14 protein-coding genes are annotated in these 13,524 nt (G+C 42.8%); 5 read left to right on the top strand and 9 right to left on the bottom strand.

The features are described 5' to 3' along the window. Nucleotides 1-19: 19 nt before the first annotated feature. Both argF and HF312_07220 read left to right on the top strand, forming a co-directional pair. Nucleotides 20-952, top strand: a complete 933-nt coding sequence (argF, locus tag HF312_07225; GenBank protein ID MCU7519994.1) for an ornithine carbamoyltransferase — start codon at nucleotides 20-22, stop codon at nucleotides 950-952. Between the two features lie 154 nt (nucleotides 953-1,106). Further along, on the top strand, nucleotides 1,107-1,958 hold the full coding sequence (locus HF312_07220; protein MCU7519993.1) for a hypothetical protein: 852 nt from the start codon (nucleotides 1,107-1,109) through the stop codon (nucleotides 1,956-1,958). Between the two features lie 54 nt (nucleotides 1,959-2,012). On the opposite strand, the gene HF312_07215 is transcribed toward HF312_07220, so the two are convergent. The 4 genes from HF312_07215 to HF312_07200 form a co-directional block, all read right to left on the bottom strand. After that, complete coding sequence (locus HF312_07215) at nucleotides 2,013-3,467, bottom strand: HAMP domain-containing protein (protein MCU7519992.1); 1,455 nt, start codon at nucleotides 3,465-3,467, stop codon at nucleotides 2,013-2,015. Between the two features lie 42 nt (nucleotides 3,468-3,509). After that, nucleotides 3,510-4,178 carry a response regulator transcription factor gene (locus tag HF312_07210; GenBank protein MCU7519991.1) on the bottom strand — a complete coding sequence of 223 codons (669 nt, stop codon included), beginning with the start codon at nucleotides 4,176-4,178 and terminating at the stop codon, nucleotides 3,510-3,512. A 76-nt stretch (nucleotides 4,179-4,254) separates the two neighbouring features. Next, the gene (locus HF312_07205) at nucleotides 4,255-4,572 is read right to left on the bottom strand and encodes a hypothetical protein (GenBank protein ID MCU7519990.1); all 318 of its coding nucleotides are present in this window, start codon (nucleotides 4,570-4,572) and stop codon (nucleotides 4,255-4,257) included. A gap of 152 nt (nucleotides 4,573-4,724) precedes the next feature. Further along, a complete protein-coding gene (locus tag HF312_07200) occupies nucleotides 4,725-6,557 on the bottom strand; it encodes an APC family permease (protein MCU7519989.1) in 1,833 nt (610 codons plus the stop codon). A 184-nt stretch (nucleotides 6,558-6,741) separates the two neighbouring features. Between HF312_07200 and HF312_07195 the strand changes: the two genes are divergently transcribed. After that, nucleotides 6,742-7,056: a hypothetical protein gene (locus tag HF312_07195; protein ID MCU7519988.1), complete on the top strand. Its 315-nt coding sequence runs from the start codon at nucleotides 6,742-6,744 to the stop codon at nucleotides 7,054-7,056. A gap of 47 nt (nucleotides 7,057-7,103) precedes the next feature. Here the strand turns inward: HF312_07195 and ispE are convergent, their stop codons facing one another. The 5 genes from ispE to HF312_07170 are packed head-to-tail and all read right to left on the bottom strand — an operon-like array spanning nucleotide 7,104 to nucleotide 12,046. Further along, nucleotides 7,104-7,934 (bottom strand): 4-(cytidine 5'-diphospho)-2-C-methyl-D-erythritol kinase, encoded by an 831-nt coding sequence (gene ispE / locus HF312_07190; protein ID MCU7519987.1) that lies wholly within the window; start codon nucleotides 7,932-7,934, stop codon nucleotides 7,104-7,106. Beyond that, on the bottom strand, nucleotides 7,915-8,811 hold the full coding sequence (locus HF312_07185; protein MCU7519986.1) for a homocysteine S-methyltransferase family protein: 897 nt from the start codon (nucleotides 8,809-8,811) through the stop codon (nucleotides 7,915-7,917). The genes ispE and HF312_07185 overlap by 20 nt, the downstream gene beginning before the upstream one ends. Before the next feature lies 1 nt (nucleotide 8,812). After that, complete coding sequence (locus HF312_07180; GenBank protein MCU7519985.1) at nucleotides 8,813-9,958, bottom strand: glycosyltransferase family 9 protein; 1,146 nt, start codon at nucleotides 9,956-9,958, stop codon at nucleotides 8,813-8,815. Beyond that, the gene (locus HF312_07175; protein MCU7519984.1) at nucleotides 9,958-11,019 is read right to left on the bottom strand and encodes a glycosyltransferase family 9 protein; all 1,062 of its coding nucleotides are present in this window, start codon (nucleotides 11,017-11,019) and stop codon (nucleotides 9,958-9,960) included. Before HF312_07175 ends, HF312_07180 begins: the two co-directional genes overlap by 1 nt. Further along, nucleotides 11,006-12,046 (bottom strand): glycosyltransferase family 9 protein, encoded by a 1,041-nt coding sequence (locus tag HF312_07170; protein MCU7519983.1) that lies wholly within the window; start codon nucleotides 12,044-12,046, stop codon nucleotides 11,006-11,008. The genes HF312_07175 and HF312_07170 overlap by 14 nt, the downstream gene beginning before the upstream one ends. Before the next feature lie 138 nt (nucleotides 12,047-12,184). On the opposite strand from HF312_07170, the gene prmC reads away from it, so the two are divergent. Together prmC and HF312_07160 are read left to right on the top strand one after the other, a co-directional pair. Beyond that, complete coding sequence (prmC, locus tag HF312_07165; protein MCU7519982.1) at nucleotides 12,185-13,036, top strand: peptide chain release factor N(5)-glutamine methyltransferase; 852 nt, start codon at nucleotides 12,185-12,187, stop codon at nucleotides 13,034-13,036. Next, complete coding sequence (locus HF312_07160; GenBank protein MCU7519981.1) at nucleotides 13,033-13,482, top strand: D-tyrosyl-tRNA(Tyr) deacylase; 450 nt, start codon at nucleotides 13,033-13,035, stop codon at nucleotides 13,480-13,482. The genes prmC and HF312_07160 overlap by 4 nt, the downstream gene beginning before the upstream one ends. Nucleotides 13,483-13,524 lie beyond the last annotated feature (42 nt).

The following is a 13,524-nucleotide window of genomic DNA, read 5'->3' as shown; positions in this document are numbered from 1 at the left end:
AGCAGCAAATGGAGAAAAAATGGCAGTTAATATGAAAGGAAAAAGCCTTATTTCCATAAACGACCTTACAATTGAGGAAGTATGGCAAATTTTTGAACTGAGCGCCACGCTTAAAATGAAACGCCTTACCGGGGAACCCCATAAGTTACTTGAAGGCAAGACCCTCGGAATGATATTCTCAAAGCCTTCTACAAGAACAAGAGTTTCTTTTGAGGTGGGCATATATGAACTGGGCGGAATAGGTATGTATTTCGGCCAGAACGACCTTCAGTTAAAGAAAAGCGAAAGCGTAGCCGATACGGCCAGAGTGCTCTCGCGCTTCCTTAGCGGCATAATGATAAGAACTTTTGACCACCAGGACGTAGTTGACCTGGCAACCTACGGATCTATCCCTGTAATAAACGGACTTACCGACTTGCTGCATCCGTGCCAGGTTCTGACAGACCTGTTTACGGTTTATGAGAAAAAGAAGGTGTTAAAGGGTCTTAAGCTAGCTTATATTGGCGACGGCAACAACATGGCGCACAGCCTTCTGCACGGCTGCTCCAAAGTTGGAATGGACATAGCAATTGCTTCACCTTCGGGCTACAAGCCGGTTGAGCAGATTGTTAAAAATGCCCAGGCCAACGCCAAATACATGGGAAGCAAGGTAGAAATACTGGATGACCCTGTGGCTGCGGTTAAAGACGCCGACGTCGTTTACACTGACGTCTGGGCCAGCATGGGCCAGGAAGCTGAAGCTACTGAGCGTAAAAAGATCTTCCAGAAGTTCCAGGTTAATCCTGAACTCGTAAAGAATGCAAAGGAAGATTACCTCTTTATGCACTGCCTGCCTGCGCACAGGGGCGATGAGGTAGTAAATGAAGTTGCCGATTCACCTAATTCAATCATTTTTGACGAGGCTGAAAACAGGCTTCATGTCCAGAAGGCAATTATGGCTCTTGTTATGTAGTTCTTTGTTTCATAACAGACAGTTGTTTTTCTATAAATGCCGGACTTGTCCGGCATTTATTTTTTTTAGAAAGGATTTTTCAGGCACTATGTACTTTAATTTGTAAATGCTTATTTTATGCAAGCAATTATTTACTATTACGGAGCAGGAAAAAATGAAATATTTTAGCAGGATATTATTTCTTTCAGCCTTAACTCTTATGATGAGCTTCCAGCCTTCATTTGCCAGAGGGGGCGCTAAAGGTAAAAGCCAATGGCTCATTTTACAGAAGAAGGACCTTGCAAAAGGAACTTATCACACAGATCATTATAAAATTTTTAAGAAATACGCCAAAGGCTACAACCTGGAAGTATTAAAAGCAATTGACAAGGTGCAGTCTCATGCAATGAATGGAGGCGGCTACTTTATAGGAAAGGATTCAGTTCCAACCGAATCTCCTGCATATTATGAAGTAAAGCTCTTTAACAAATCTCTCATTACTCCTCCGCGCCACAGCAGCTACTGCTCGGGCAGTTCATATTCAGCTTTCATTGAAGCGCTGAACATGATCCTGGCAAAGAAGGACAATAAGCTTTCTCCGGAGAGGCTTGAAGCCTTAAGGATGCAGGAGCCCGATGGCGGAAGAAGGGAAGACTGGATTAAATTCTGGGGCATATGGAATGCCGATGGCTTTGGAAGCCAGTATGCCATGGTGCAGTATGCAGGCATGGGAGAAAATGTTAAGCCCGAGGATGCACGTCCCGGAGACTTTGTAAATATCTCATGGAAAACAGGCATTGGGCATTCAGTTATATTCCTGGGCTGGTACATGGATGAGAACAACAATAAAAACATGGTCTACTGGAGCAGCCAGAAATCTACAAACGGCTACGGCGATCAGGTGGTGTCACTGGAAAAAATAAAGGAAATTAAAATTGTAAGGCTCACAAAACCAGAGAACCTGTTCAAGTTCGATGTAAACCAGAAAGTAAATAAAGACGTTCCGGGTGACAAGATCGCCTGGTAGAAGGAAATTAAAAGCGGCACTATGTGCCGCTTTTTTTTTTGACTACGGAAAACCCTAGCTGTTGGGTAGAATAATTGAAAATTCTGTTTCTTTGTCTGGAATAGACTTAACCCTGATTTCACCCTGATGCCATGTAACGATCGATTTTACAACTGAAAGCCCCAGGCCCGCGCCTCCCGTGCTCCTGTTTCTTGATGATTCAGCCCTGAAGAACCTGTCGAATATTTTAGGGAGAATTTCCTCCGGAATTCCAGGTCCCTCATTTTTCACCGATATTTTAATTTTCTTATCCTCAGGCTGCGTAACTTCAACTGTTACGGGAGTATTTTCATTCCCGAACTTTATTGCATTGTCGACGAGATTAAAGAGCGCCTGGCGCATCCACTCCGGGTCAAGGAGGACTTTAGGAGTATCCTGCACATTAAAAAGAAGTTCAATCTGGTTTTCTCCTCCAATGAAACTCATGTTTGCCAGAATGTCTTCAAGATAAGCCTTCAGGTTCACTCTTTCCTTATTTATTTTAACCAGGGAGTGGTCAATTTTAGAAATGAAGAAAAGCTTTTCAACAATATTTATAAGCCTTAAGGTTTCCTCATAATTACTGTGAAGGATTTCCCTGTATTCCTCCGGGGTTTTGGGGGATTTAAGCGCAATTTCAATTTCACCGCGCAGGATAGTAAGAGGCGTTTTCAGTTCGTGTGAGGCTGAAATGGAGAACTGGTTCATATACTCGATGGAAGTTTTTATCCTGTGTATCATTTCATTCAGCCTTCTTACCAGGCGGCCGTATTCATCCTCAAATTCCTCGCCTTCAATCTTTTCATTCAGGTTCTGTGCTGTTATTTCATCCATGCGGTTAATTACCTGGTCAATTCTGGAAAGTGAGCGGGCTGAAATGATGGAGCCGCCGACTATAGAAATGATAAAGAATATTGGGGCAATAATTGCGTAAATGTCTTTCAGGCTGTTCAGTGTTTCATGAATAAGATCGGCAGGGAAGGCAACTACAATCTTATATCTCCCTTTATGCAGATAGGCGCCTCTGATGGTATAAGGGGAAAGCTTTTCATTCTTAAATGTCTGTACGTCCACCTTGTTCGGTTTGACGTCAGGAAAAGCCAGTTTATGCCCCATAAGGTTTTCTGTTCTGAAGACTATCTTATCCTTCAGCTGCACCTGGACATAAGTGTTTCTTGGGTTCAGCGTTACGGCTTCAAAGATGAGGTCGTATACAACGTCTTCCGGTGAAGCATAGACAGAGTCGGGCTGAAAATCTCCCAGATCAACCTTGCTGTCTGAAACGAAATTATATATTGCCTCGGCTTGTCTTGTAAGGGCAATATCCAGCTGTTCGTTAAGGCTTTGATGTGTGTAAAAATAGATAGCAATTCCAATCATGGCCTCAAGCAGCAGGAAGAGTGATGAGTACCATAATGTGGTCTTAAAGCGTGTAGTCTTGACGAATAAAGCTGCTTTAAAAATTGTGTGTCGCAGGTTCAATTTTTTCACTTTTCTGAAACTTTTCTCCCAATAAACTGTGGCGCGTCTTAGTTATTCCTTTATTGAGTATCCGACTCCTCTTATTGTATACAACAGCTGTTTTTCAAAGTCCTTGTCAATTTTATTTCTGAGTTTATTGATATACACGTCAATTACATTGGTATCGGTATCGAAGTGGTAGTCGTAGACGTGTTCTGAAAGCCTGGTTCTGGATATAACCTTATTTTTATTCCTCAGGAGAAATTCCAGTACGGCGTACTCTTTAGGGGTAAGGGAAATTTCAACCCCATTTCGCTTAACGCTGTGCGTCTGGAGGTCAAGCGTAAGGTCCCCGGCCTTAAGTGAGAGGGATTTTTCCGTTTCTTTCCGTCTTAAGAGTGCGCGGATCCGGGCCAGCAGTTCTTCAAAGGCGAAAGGTTTCGTTAGGTAGTCATCAGCCCCGGCATCCAGCCCTTCGACCTTGTTTTCCACGGACTGTCTTGCAGTAAGCAGGAGGACGGGTGTGGAAATTCTGCTACGTCTGATTTCCTCGAGGAGCATAATGCCGTTAATATAAGGGAGCATGATATCAAGGATGATGAGGTCATATTCCTGTGACAAAGCCAGTTCGCGCCCCTGCCTTCCATCGAAGGCCACGTCAACTGTGTAGTATTCCTCCTCAAGACCTTTCCTGATAAAGGAGGCTACCTTTTTTTCATCTTCAACGAGCAGTACTTTCATTTGGATAAAATACTCAAAAAAAAGGAGAGTTAAAAACTCTCCTTATGACGCGAAATTATTCAGAGGTTAACTGAAATTACTTTTTGCTGTTATCGTTAGTGTTTGAAGTAGAAGACTTTTCAGTCTTTGAGCTGGTCTTTGATGATTTATGTTTCATTGAGTGTTTTTTGTGATGACCGGCTTTGGTTGTATCGTTAGCTGCAACGTTTGTCTTTTCCTTCTTGGTAGACATCTTTGTAGTTTCAGATTTCTTGTTTCCCTGTTTGTCTGACTTTTCAACTTTTTCTGTCTTTGTTGTAGTCTTCTGATCCTTTGACTGTGCATAAGTTGATAAATTTACGCCCCAGAAGAGGACTGTAGCTGCCATTAATACTGCAAAAATACGTGATTTCATTTTTATTCTCCTTTAACTTAATAATGTTAGTGTTGTTTGTTAACATTATAAAATTAAGCAATCACTATTAAGGAATTCTTAAGGGAAAATTAAAAAATTTTAATCTTTGGGGGCAGCATGGAAATCCATCTGCCCCTGCAAGGTAGAAAAGCTTATACGGCCTTATAGTCCATATGGAAAGTAAAGTGGGGGAACTTCTTCGGCAGATGGATTATGTTATATATCATAACGCCGATAGACATCCGGTCGAGCCAGGATGACAGGGGCCATCCGAAATGGATATGCAGCGTCTTATCAGGGGGCATTTCGTATTCCAGAGTTCTAAGAAGAGCCACAATCATATCAAAGAGTTTCATTCCTCTTTGAATTGATATCCAGAAATGGTTAGGGCTGATATTCTGCGGCGCCTCGTTCCTGGGGGAATAAAAGCTGACGAAAATGGAGTCGACATTATTGCCCTGCAGCTCAAATTCCGAAGGGCGTCTGAAGTACAGGTGTACGTCGTCTTTGGGAACGTCGCTTATTGCAAATATGATGTCCATAGGCGTACGCGTTGCACGCCTGACGGGGATTTCAGGAGCCCTGAACTTGGATATCCTTATTCCTGCAAGAAGGAACAAAAGTGTAATGCTGAACCAGAGCCCGGTGCCGTAAGGCCTGTTAAGTGCAATATAAATAAATGTGCTCAAAAGAATAATAAAGAGAATTAAGGTGCCGATTCTGGAAGTGTGATATGAGATTTCCTTTGTTCCTTTGGAATACCTGTAAATTATAAGAGACCCGGTGTTGATGCAGAAGCTGGCAATAAGTCCCACGGCATACATTTCAGCCAGAATGGCCTGGCTGCCGTTTGTAACGATAAGGATTATCGTGTAAAAGACACCGTTAACAATATGGATTCTGTAGAGGGACTGCTTTTTATTCAGCTGGATAAGCCATCCGTAATTGTATCTTTCGGCTACTTTTTCAATAAGTTCGGCTGAAGCAACCATGGCGGTGTTTACAGCCATAATAAGTGTAATGCTTGCAAGAACCGAAACTATTACGCCGAAGAGTTCGCCGTTAACACTGGTGGCAAAAGCCGGTATAAGGTCGGTCTCGTGCTTGCTTATATCAACGTTGGATGAGAGTGCAAGCAGCGCAATAAGAGGTGTAACAATGCCGACCGTCACAGCCAGGAAGAGATAAGCTTTCCTGATTTCCTTCCAGTTTTTAACAAGAGAGGCGGTCTGAAGTACAGATTCAATACCCGAGTATGCCAGAATACAGCTTCCGATGCCGATAATAATATTCTGATATGAGTGCAGAATCGATCCTCCCGTCAGGTCGTGCCAGAAGTCGCCAAAGCTGGCATTAAGCATTGTTACCGTATGCTGGTTGAAGCTGGCAAAGCCTCCTACAATGAGGTTAACCAGAACAAAGGAAGCAAATACAAAGATCAGGAATGTGAACTTCGCGTTCTCCTTTATTCCAACTATATTAAGTCCCGTAATAAGCCAGATAACGCCGACTTTAAGGAAGAATTTCATTCCCAGTCCTATGGCCAGGAATGAAGTGCCGTTTTCAACGGCGCTGACGGTTGAAATAGCTGCCGTAAGCACATAACTTACGATAATTGATGATATTGCAATAAAGGAGGTGTTAGGCCCCAGCACCAGGTATGAAAACGAATAAACTCCGCCGCCTTTAATATTATTTGCCTCAAGGATTTCCGAAATTTCCACCATCCTTGTAGAAAGGAAGCGTATCAGGATTGAGGTCAGAGCAATATAAACAATAGCCTTTATACCTATAAACCGGAAAGCTTCAAAGGGGGCATAATAGACCGAAGTCAGTTCATCCATAAGTGTAATTATGCCGACGGCTATCCAGGTCAGCCACCATCTGCCGTTAAAAAGGTAGGAAAGAAAGTCTTTCTTGCTCATTACCTTTATGAAAATGGCGACAAGAAGTATGTTAATTATAGCATATGTAAAAGTTAGCATGTATATTTAGCCGCAGTAATTTCAAAAAAAACAGTCTATAATATATTGAAAACTAATGTTTCTGCAAAAATATTTATCCATCCTAATAATATATAAATTTGGTGTAAATTCTTCATGGAAGCATAGTTTTTGGGTCAACTATTGCCGAATTGTTTCGAAAATATAAATAAAAAACGCAAGTTAAATGAGTGACGAACAAATTTTTGAAAGAATTAAAGACGCTTTAAGAGGGAAGGTGGAAACTTTCCTTGAAAAGGTAACTCCTGTATATGCCGCCTTAAACTGGGAATGGAACGTCAACGGAGAGAAGCGGGTTCCCAATGAAGAGGATGTAATGTTTAAGCTCTATAACTTAATAGACGCCCTTCAGTTTAACAGGAAAGGATACTGGACAGCATCCTGCGGGCTTAAAGTGCAGTACCAGTTCAAAAAAGAGGGGATAGAGGTATCGATGGTTTTTACAAAAGAGATTGCGGATAAAGGCGTTTATAATTTTTAGGTAAGGACGTGATGCCGCCGGATGCGGCATCTGAAAAGTTAAAAACCTTAAAGGCTTAAGAATGTGAAATAGTTTTTGGGCAGACTGTTCCTTACTGCTTCGGCTCCCTCACGCGTGGGGAATATTCCGAAGACGGTGGATCCGCTGCCTGTCATGAGGGAGAACATTGCTCCTTTGCGGTACATTAAATCCTTGATCCCTTCAATTTCCGGATACTTATTAAATGCGTATTCCTCAAAACTGTTTGTAACGTACTTAATGCAGTCCGGTATGTTATTCCAGCAGATGCTCTCAATCATCCTCAAGTCAAAGGGTGCAGGGCCGACCTTAACATTCTGATAAGCTTCCTTTGTGGAAATGTGTATGCCGGGATTTACAATGAGAACAGGGTAGGGGATATCCAGGTTCAGCATTGTTAGAAGCTCCCCGCGCCCATGTGCAAATGCGCTTCTGGGTTTGATAAAGAAAGGTACATCGGAGCCAAGTGTTAAGGCAAATTCCCTCATTTGGTCCATATTAAAGTTCAGCTGAAACATTTCGTTCAGTGATACAAGAGCCGCCGCGGCATCTGAACTTCCGCCACCCATACCGGCACCCATCGGAATAGTTTTCTTAAGCTCGATTTTTACGTTAAGTTTTTTTTTTGAGTGTTCTTCGAGGAGTTTCTTTGCCTTGACGATAAGGTTATTTTCATCTTCAATTTCCTTTACATCGGAATGAAACTCAAATGTGCCGCACCGTGAGAAAACCAGTTCATCGAAAAGGTCATAGACGGGGTAGAACACAGTTTCAATATTATGAAAGCCGTTACTCCTTTTTTCAGTTACAAAAAGCCCGAGGTTTATTTTGGCAGGTGCTTTAATTTCCAGATAGTCCATTTATTGCATCCCTGATTTTTTGAATGTGTTTACTGTTTGAGCCGCAGCAGGAACCGATAAAGCTGGGTTTTAAGGGGAGCATCTTTTTTACAACCCTGTAATAAGCTTTCTCGTCAACGCCGCACGTAATCTTCTCGTCGGTGTAATTGCCGCTTCCGCAGTTAAGGTAAGCGCCCCAGTTATATGAGAATTTGTAGCCCGAAATGAACTCCTCAAACACCTTTGGGGTGATACAGTTTAACCCTATTGCAAGGGGATTAAATTTCTGAACGAATTCAATTACTTCACTGGCATCTTCACCCGAAAGAATCTTATTCTCAGGAGTAATAAAAAGGCTCATTACATAAGGAATGTCATTTCTGCTGCAGTAGCGGCATATGATTTCAATTTCATCGAAGTGGCTCTGGGTTTCATTAAGTATGAAATCGGCCCCGTTAAGCATAAGCAAAGCAATGTGTGTAATGTGATTGCTTTCAAGCTCGTTGCGGCTTAAATTTCTTTCTCTCTGGTAGCAGTCCTCGGCCGGTGCATTTGAGGCTGCTATTAAAACGGGCAGGCCTGCGCGGGCAGATTTAGCAGCATCCATGTTCTTTTTTACAAGGATTTCAGAGCTGAGGCTGGATACTCCGCTTAAATTTATTGCTGCAGGATTGGTCCTGAATGTATTTGCAGTAATTATGTCCGCGCCGGCATTGATGTACTCTTTATGGATGCTGATTACCATATCGGGATTACTGATTCCTGCAAGGCTGGTCCACAGGTCTTCATCCGTCTTTAAGCCCTTCATCTGCAGGAGGCTTCCGATAGCCCCGTCTAAAACTAGGGGGCGGCCGATCTTTTGGGCAAAGCTGAAGATATTGATTCCGGGGAAACTCATTTTACTTGCTTAATACCTGAGCCTTTTGTTCTATATTTTCAAAATAGTTAACCGTTTCCTTTACAATCCTGCCCAAATCCACCATGGAGCGGCACTCAAGGTTGTAAGGGCATTCTTTTTTCCAGCATGGGGCGCATTCCAGTCCTTCGGGATAAAGCTTGACGCCTCTTCCATAGAGCTCAATTTCCGTCCAGCAGCTTAAGCCGAACCAGGCAATGACGTATTTTTTTAGCGCAATTGCCAGGTGCATTCCAAAAGAGTCGCCTGTAATTACAACCTGGGGGATGCTTTCATAGCAGGCGCCGCGCCTTACGCCTCCGTTTACGGGAGTATTGATTACTTTGCCCGGGAAATGTGAAGCGATCTCTTCGTTTCTTTTTTCATCCTCGGGGCCGCCAAGCAAAACAATTTTATATTTCCCAAGTGCAAGAAACTTTTCAATCAGCGTAACATGCTGCTCAATGGTCAGTTTCTTGTTAGGGTAGAGCAGAGAGCATCCTGTGTTAAAGCCTATAACCATATCGCCTTCTTTAATGCCGACGCTGGCCTTATAGTCTTCAATATACTTTAATTCATGGTCAAAGAAGTTAAATACATAGTCATCCATCTGGTAATCGAGTTCGAAAGTTTCAGCCAGGTAATCCTGCCCGCTTCTTTTATTAACCTTAAACTTCAGGTAGTCATCCATACCAAGCTTGTAGTTATATTCCGCGCCGTCATTAAGCGGAATAATTTTCCCGTCCTCATCCATTCCGAATCCCAGGCGGTGCCTTGTCTTTACGCTTTGGGCCAGGGCTCCCGAGCGCAGGGATTTATCCACGTTCAATACATAATCAAACTCCATCTGTGAAAGTACGGAGATTGTTTCAAAGTCGTAAGCCAGCGGCTTATCGATATAGGGATTATTGTAAAGAAGGGGAACTGTTGACTTCAGTGTGACCCAGTAGATAGTTGATTCGGGGAATTTTCTTTTGAGTCCCTTAAGCTGGGCTGTAGTCATCAGTATGTCGCCCATTGCATCCAGGTTAATGAGGAGTATTTTAACTCCAATGGGGACAAGTTCCCTGCATCCTTCCTGAAGGCAGTCGTGTCCGGGGAAGCATGGTTTATAGCCGGTAAAGCGTTTGCACTTTGGAATTTGTATCATCATGATAAATATTTTTCCAGGAATGGTTTAAATTTTTCAATTACCTCATTAAACGTAACGTCATTTAATGTGTTGTTTTCAGTAATGACGCACTCAAAGTCCGAGCGGTACGGCGCCCAGATAATATCCGTTGTATTATAGTGGACGTACATGCCGAATACGGGCACATTATAGGCTGATGCCAGATGTACGGCCATTGTGTCAGGAGTATAGAGCATATCAAGCATTGAGATTGCCGAAGAAAATTCATCAAATGACGGGCTGTAGAAAATATTATTCTCAAGACCGTCATTTATCTCGAGTGCCTGAGGGGCTTCTTTTTCCGAGCACAGTAAAAGGACGTTTACATTATACACTTTTAAGAACCTGATTAGTTCCCTGTATTTTTCAACGCCCCAGAACCGGGCCTGACTGCCGGCTGAAATGTTGATGCCTAAAAGAAATTTTTTTTCAGGGAACCTGCCTTTAAGCACTTCTTTAACTTTTTTTAGCGATTCAGCCTTTGGGAAATAATTCACGTTTACTTCTTCTCTGCAGACCTGAAGGTCAAACAAATCTGCAAGCGCCATAACCCTGTCAATTACGTGGACCTTCCTGGCATCAGGCTTATCAACAGTTTTTGTATAGACCTCTTCATTGCCTTTCTTCAGGCCGAACTTATTTGGCGCCTTTGCCATTGCCAGCAGGTAAGTTACTGTTGTTGAAACGTCATCGTGCAGGTCTACTATGGCGTCAAAGTTTTCTTCCTTTATAAAATCCAGTGTTTCAAAGAAGCCCTTAAAACCTTTGCGGAAAACAACTACCTTATCCACATTAGGGTTATTTGTGAAGACAAATGAGTTATTTTTATCGGCAAGCACATAAACCCTGCATTTTACCTGGCGCTTTACTTCCTGAAGAAGTGGTGTTGTAACAAGGGCGTCGCCTATTCTGTTTAAGCGGATAAAAAGAATTTTTGAACTTTCATTAAAACGAGGCTTTCCCTTTGACTTGCTGCCGGACTTTAAGAGAAGCAGGATTCTTAAGAAAACATTTTTTATGAATATTTCAATCTTCTTCATTTACGGGCAGCTTCAATTTATTTTTTTCAACAATCGACATTACTTTTTTCATCACGTTTTCAACCGGGAGCTCCAGAAAGCATTCATGATGCCTGGGACACTCCAAAAGGTTGCACCCGATGCAACTTAAGCTTTCAAGCCTTATCCACTCATGACGTTCCCCATACGGGCCCTGAAGCCTGGGGTTTGTTGGTCCGTGGAGGCTTAAGACAGGGACCTTTAGGGCTGTTGCCATATGCATGGGTCCGCTGTCGTTGGCAATTAGCATCCGGCATTTCTTCATGAGGGACCCCATCTGACGGATATCCGTTGGAGGAGCCATAACGACTTCAGTTTTCATCAGCTCTTTTGTCCTGAAGGCCTCAATCTTATCCCCGGGTCCCCAGATAATGAGTATTTTAGCTGAAAGCCTGCGCGCTATTTCGTCGCCTATTTCAGCAAACTTAACGGGATCGCATTTTTTTGAAGGCCATCCGCCCGAAGGGCTCAAGCCGACAACAAAATCATTTGACTTAAAGTTTGTCTTAAAGAAGTTGTCTGCAAACTCAATGTCACCATTACCAAGGCTGAAATGGAGCTCTCTAAGTTCAGAAGCGAGATCCAGGTTTTTCAGGAACTGAAGGTGGAGGTCAGCCGCGTGGAATTTGTCGCGTTCTGCTGGGCCAAGGAGGTTATAGGCGTAAGAACGTCCCTTATAAGGGAATCCCGCCCTGTACCTCGACCCGCTAAGAAAAGTAATCAGAGCCGTGCGGGGATTTGTATAAAAATCGAGCACGAGGTCGTACTTTTTTCTTCTGACATCCAGAATAGCGGACAGGCCTTTTTTTCTGTCCAGGATAAGGACTTCATTTAAGAAGGGAAGCCCCTCGAGGGCAGCTTTAGACGGCGCTTCCGTCAGGTAATCTATTTTGGCCTCAGGAAATTCTTTCTTCAGGTTATCAAGAACAACAGTCGATAAAATAACATCCCCGATCCCGCGAAGCTTAATGCAGAGTATCTTTTTAACTTTACTTTTGTCTATTTTCATGCTCAAAAATAGAGAAAAATCACTCTTTTGGCAAAGGTAAAATTTAATAGTCCCGGGGCGTGAATACTGTGAAGAAAACGGCTTGAAATTGATTATATTTAAAGCAAGATTCCAAAATTTAAAGTAAAACTAAAGAAAATGACTGTTTTAGAAGCAATCAGGCTGACAACTGAATTCTTTGAGAAAAAGGGGATTGAATCCCCCCGGCCGAACGCCGAGATACTGCTGGCGCATATACTGAAATGCAAGAGGCTGGACCTTTATCTTGCCTTCGACAAGCCATTACAGGAAGAGGAAGTATTAAAATACCGCGAATACCTGAAAAGAAGATCGCAGAATGAGCCTCTGCAGTACATTTTAGGGGAAGTTGAGTTCTACGGGATGCCCTTTAAGGTAAATCCTTCGGTTTTAATTCCGAGGCAGGAGACTGAGATATTAATTGAAGTGATGATAAACGCCCTGGATAAAAATAAGCCGATGAGCTTTCTGGACATAGGAACGGGTACGGGGAATATACCAATTACGCTTGCCCCGCATTTTCCGGCTTCTTCATTTATTTCAATTGACGTCAGTGAAAGCGCGCTTAAACTTGCAAAAGAAAATGCAGAGCTGAACCGTCTTGAAGGAAAAATCGAGTTTGTAAAAGGGGACATACTGGATAAAACCTTCTCACCTGGGAAAATCTTTGAGGTCATTGTCTCAAATCCGCCCTATGTTTCGCTTGAGGAGTATAAGACGCTTCAGCCCGAGATTACTAAATATGAGCCGATGGAAGCTGTAACGGATAATTCCGATGGGTATACTTTTTATAAGACCATATCTTCACGTGCAATGGAGATGCTGAGTACAGGGGGAAAACTGTTCTTTGAGGTTGGGCAGGGGCAGTCGGATGCGGTGGCCATGCACATGAAAAACTGCGGCTTTACTAACATTACAGTTAAAAAGGATTACTTAAATATTGAACGCGTAGTTTATGGAGAAAAACTTTGAGAGCTTTGGTGCAGAGGGTTTCAGAAGGGGGAGTTTACATAGAGAGCCATAAGTATTCGGCTGAAATCCCCAACGGCATAGTTATACTTTTAGGTGTCAGGACTAGCGACACCGAAGAAGACGTTAATTTTGTTGCAGATAAGTGCAGCAACTTAAGGATTTTTGAAGACAGTGAAGGAAAGATGAATCTTCCCTTAAAGGATGTGGATGGCGAGGTTTTGATCATTTCGCAGTTTACGCTCTACGGGGACGCCAGAAAGGGCAACAGGCCGAACTTTACAGAGGCTGCCAAATCTGAGCAGGCTGAAAGCCTGTACCTGAAATTTATTGAACGGGTAAAAGGTAATATTGGTGACGGGAAGGTTAAGGCGGGAATTTTCGGGGCCATGATGAAGGTTAAAATAATAAATGACGGTCCGGTTACCATATTGGTTGAATCCAAATAATTGCATCTGAAAGCCTTAATTTCATATCTTGTCTAATAAGAG

The organism is Ignavibacteria bacterium, assembly GCA_025612375.1.
Lineage (GTDB): Bacteria > Bacteroidota > Ignavibacteria > Ignavibacteriales > SURF-24 > JAAXKN01.
This window is presented reverse-complemented; position numbering and strand designations above follow the sequence as displayed.

Bases quoted from the DNA above. Each gene is read 5' to 3' on its own strand.
- argF (MCU7519994.1), top strand. From the start codon at position 20: ATGGCAGTTAATATGAAAGGAAAAAGCCTTATTTCCATAAACGACCTT.
- HF312_07220 (MCU7519993.1), top strand. From the start codon at position 1,107: ATGAAATATTTTAGCAGGATATTATTTCTTTCAGCCTTAACTCTTATG.
- HF312_07210 (MCU7519991.1), bottom strand. From the start codon at position 4,178: ATGAAAGTACTGCTCGTTGAAGATGAAAAAAAGGTAGCCTCCTTTATC.
- HF312_07205 (MCU7519990.1), bottom strand. From the start codon at position 4,572: ATGAAATCACGTATTTTTGCAGTATTAATGGCAGCTACAGTCCTCTTC.
- HF312_07200 (MCU7519989.1), bottom strand. From the start codon at position 6,557: ATGCTAACTTTTACATATGCTATAATTAACATACTTCTTGTCGCCATT.
- HF312_07195 (MCU7519988.1), top strand. From the start codon at position 6,742: ATGAGTGACGAACAAATTTTTGAAAGAATTAAAGACGCTTTAAGAGGG.
- ispE (MCU7519987.1), bottom strand. From the start codon at position 7,934: ATGGACTATCTGGAAATTAAAGCACCTGCCAAAATAAACCTCGGGCTT.
- HF312_07185 (MCU7519986.1), bottom strand. From the start codon at position 8,811: ATGAGTTTCCCCGGAATCAATATCTTCAGCTTTGCCCAAAAGATCGGC.
- HF312_07180 (MCU7519985.1), bottom strand. From the start codon at position 9,958: ATGATACAAATTCCAAAGTGCAAACGCTTTACCGGCTATAAACCATGC.
- HF312_07175 (MCU7519984.1), bottom strand. From the start codon at position 11,019: ATGAAGAAGATTGAAATATTCATAAAAAATGTTTTCTTAAGAATCCTG.
- HF312_07170 (MCU7519983.1), bottom strand. From the start codon at position 12,046: ATGAAAATAGACAAAAGTAAAGTTAAAAAGATACTCTGCATTAAGCTT.
- prmC (MCU7519982.1), top strand. From the start codon at position 12,185: ATGACTGTTTTAGAAGCAATCAGGCTGACAACTGAATTCTTTGAGAAA.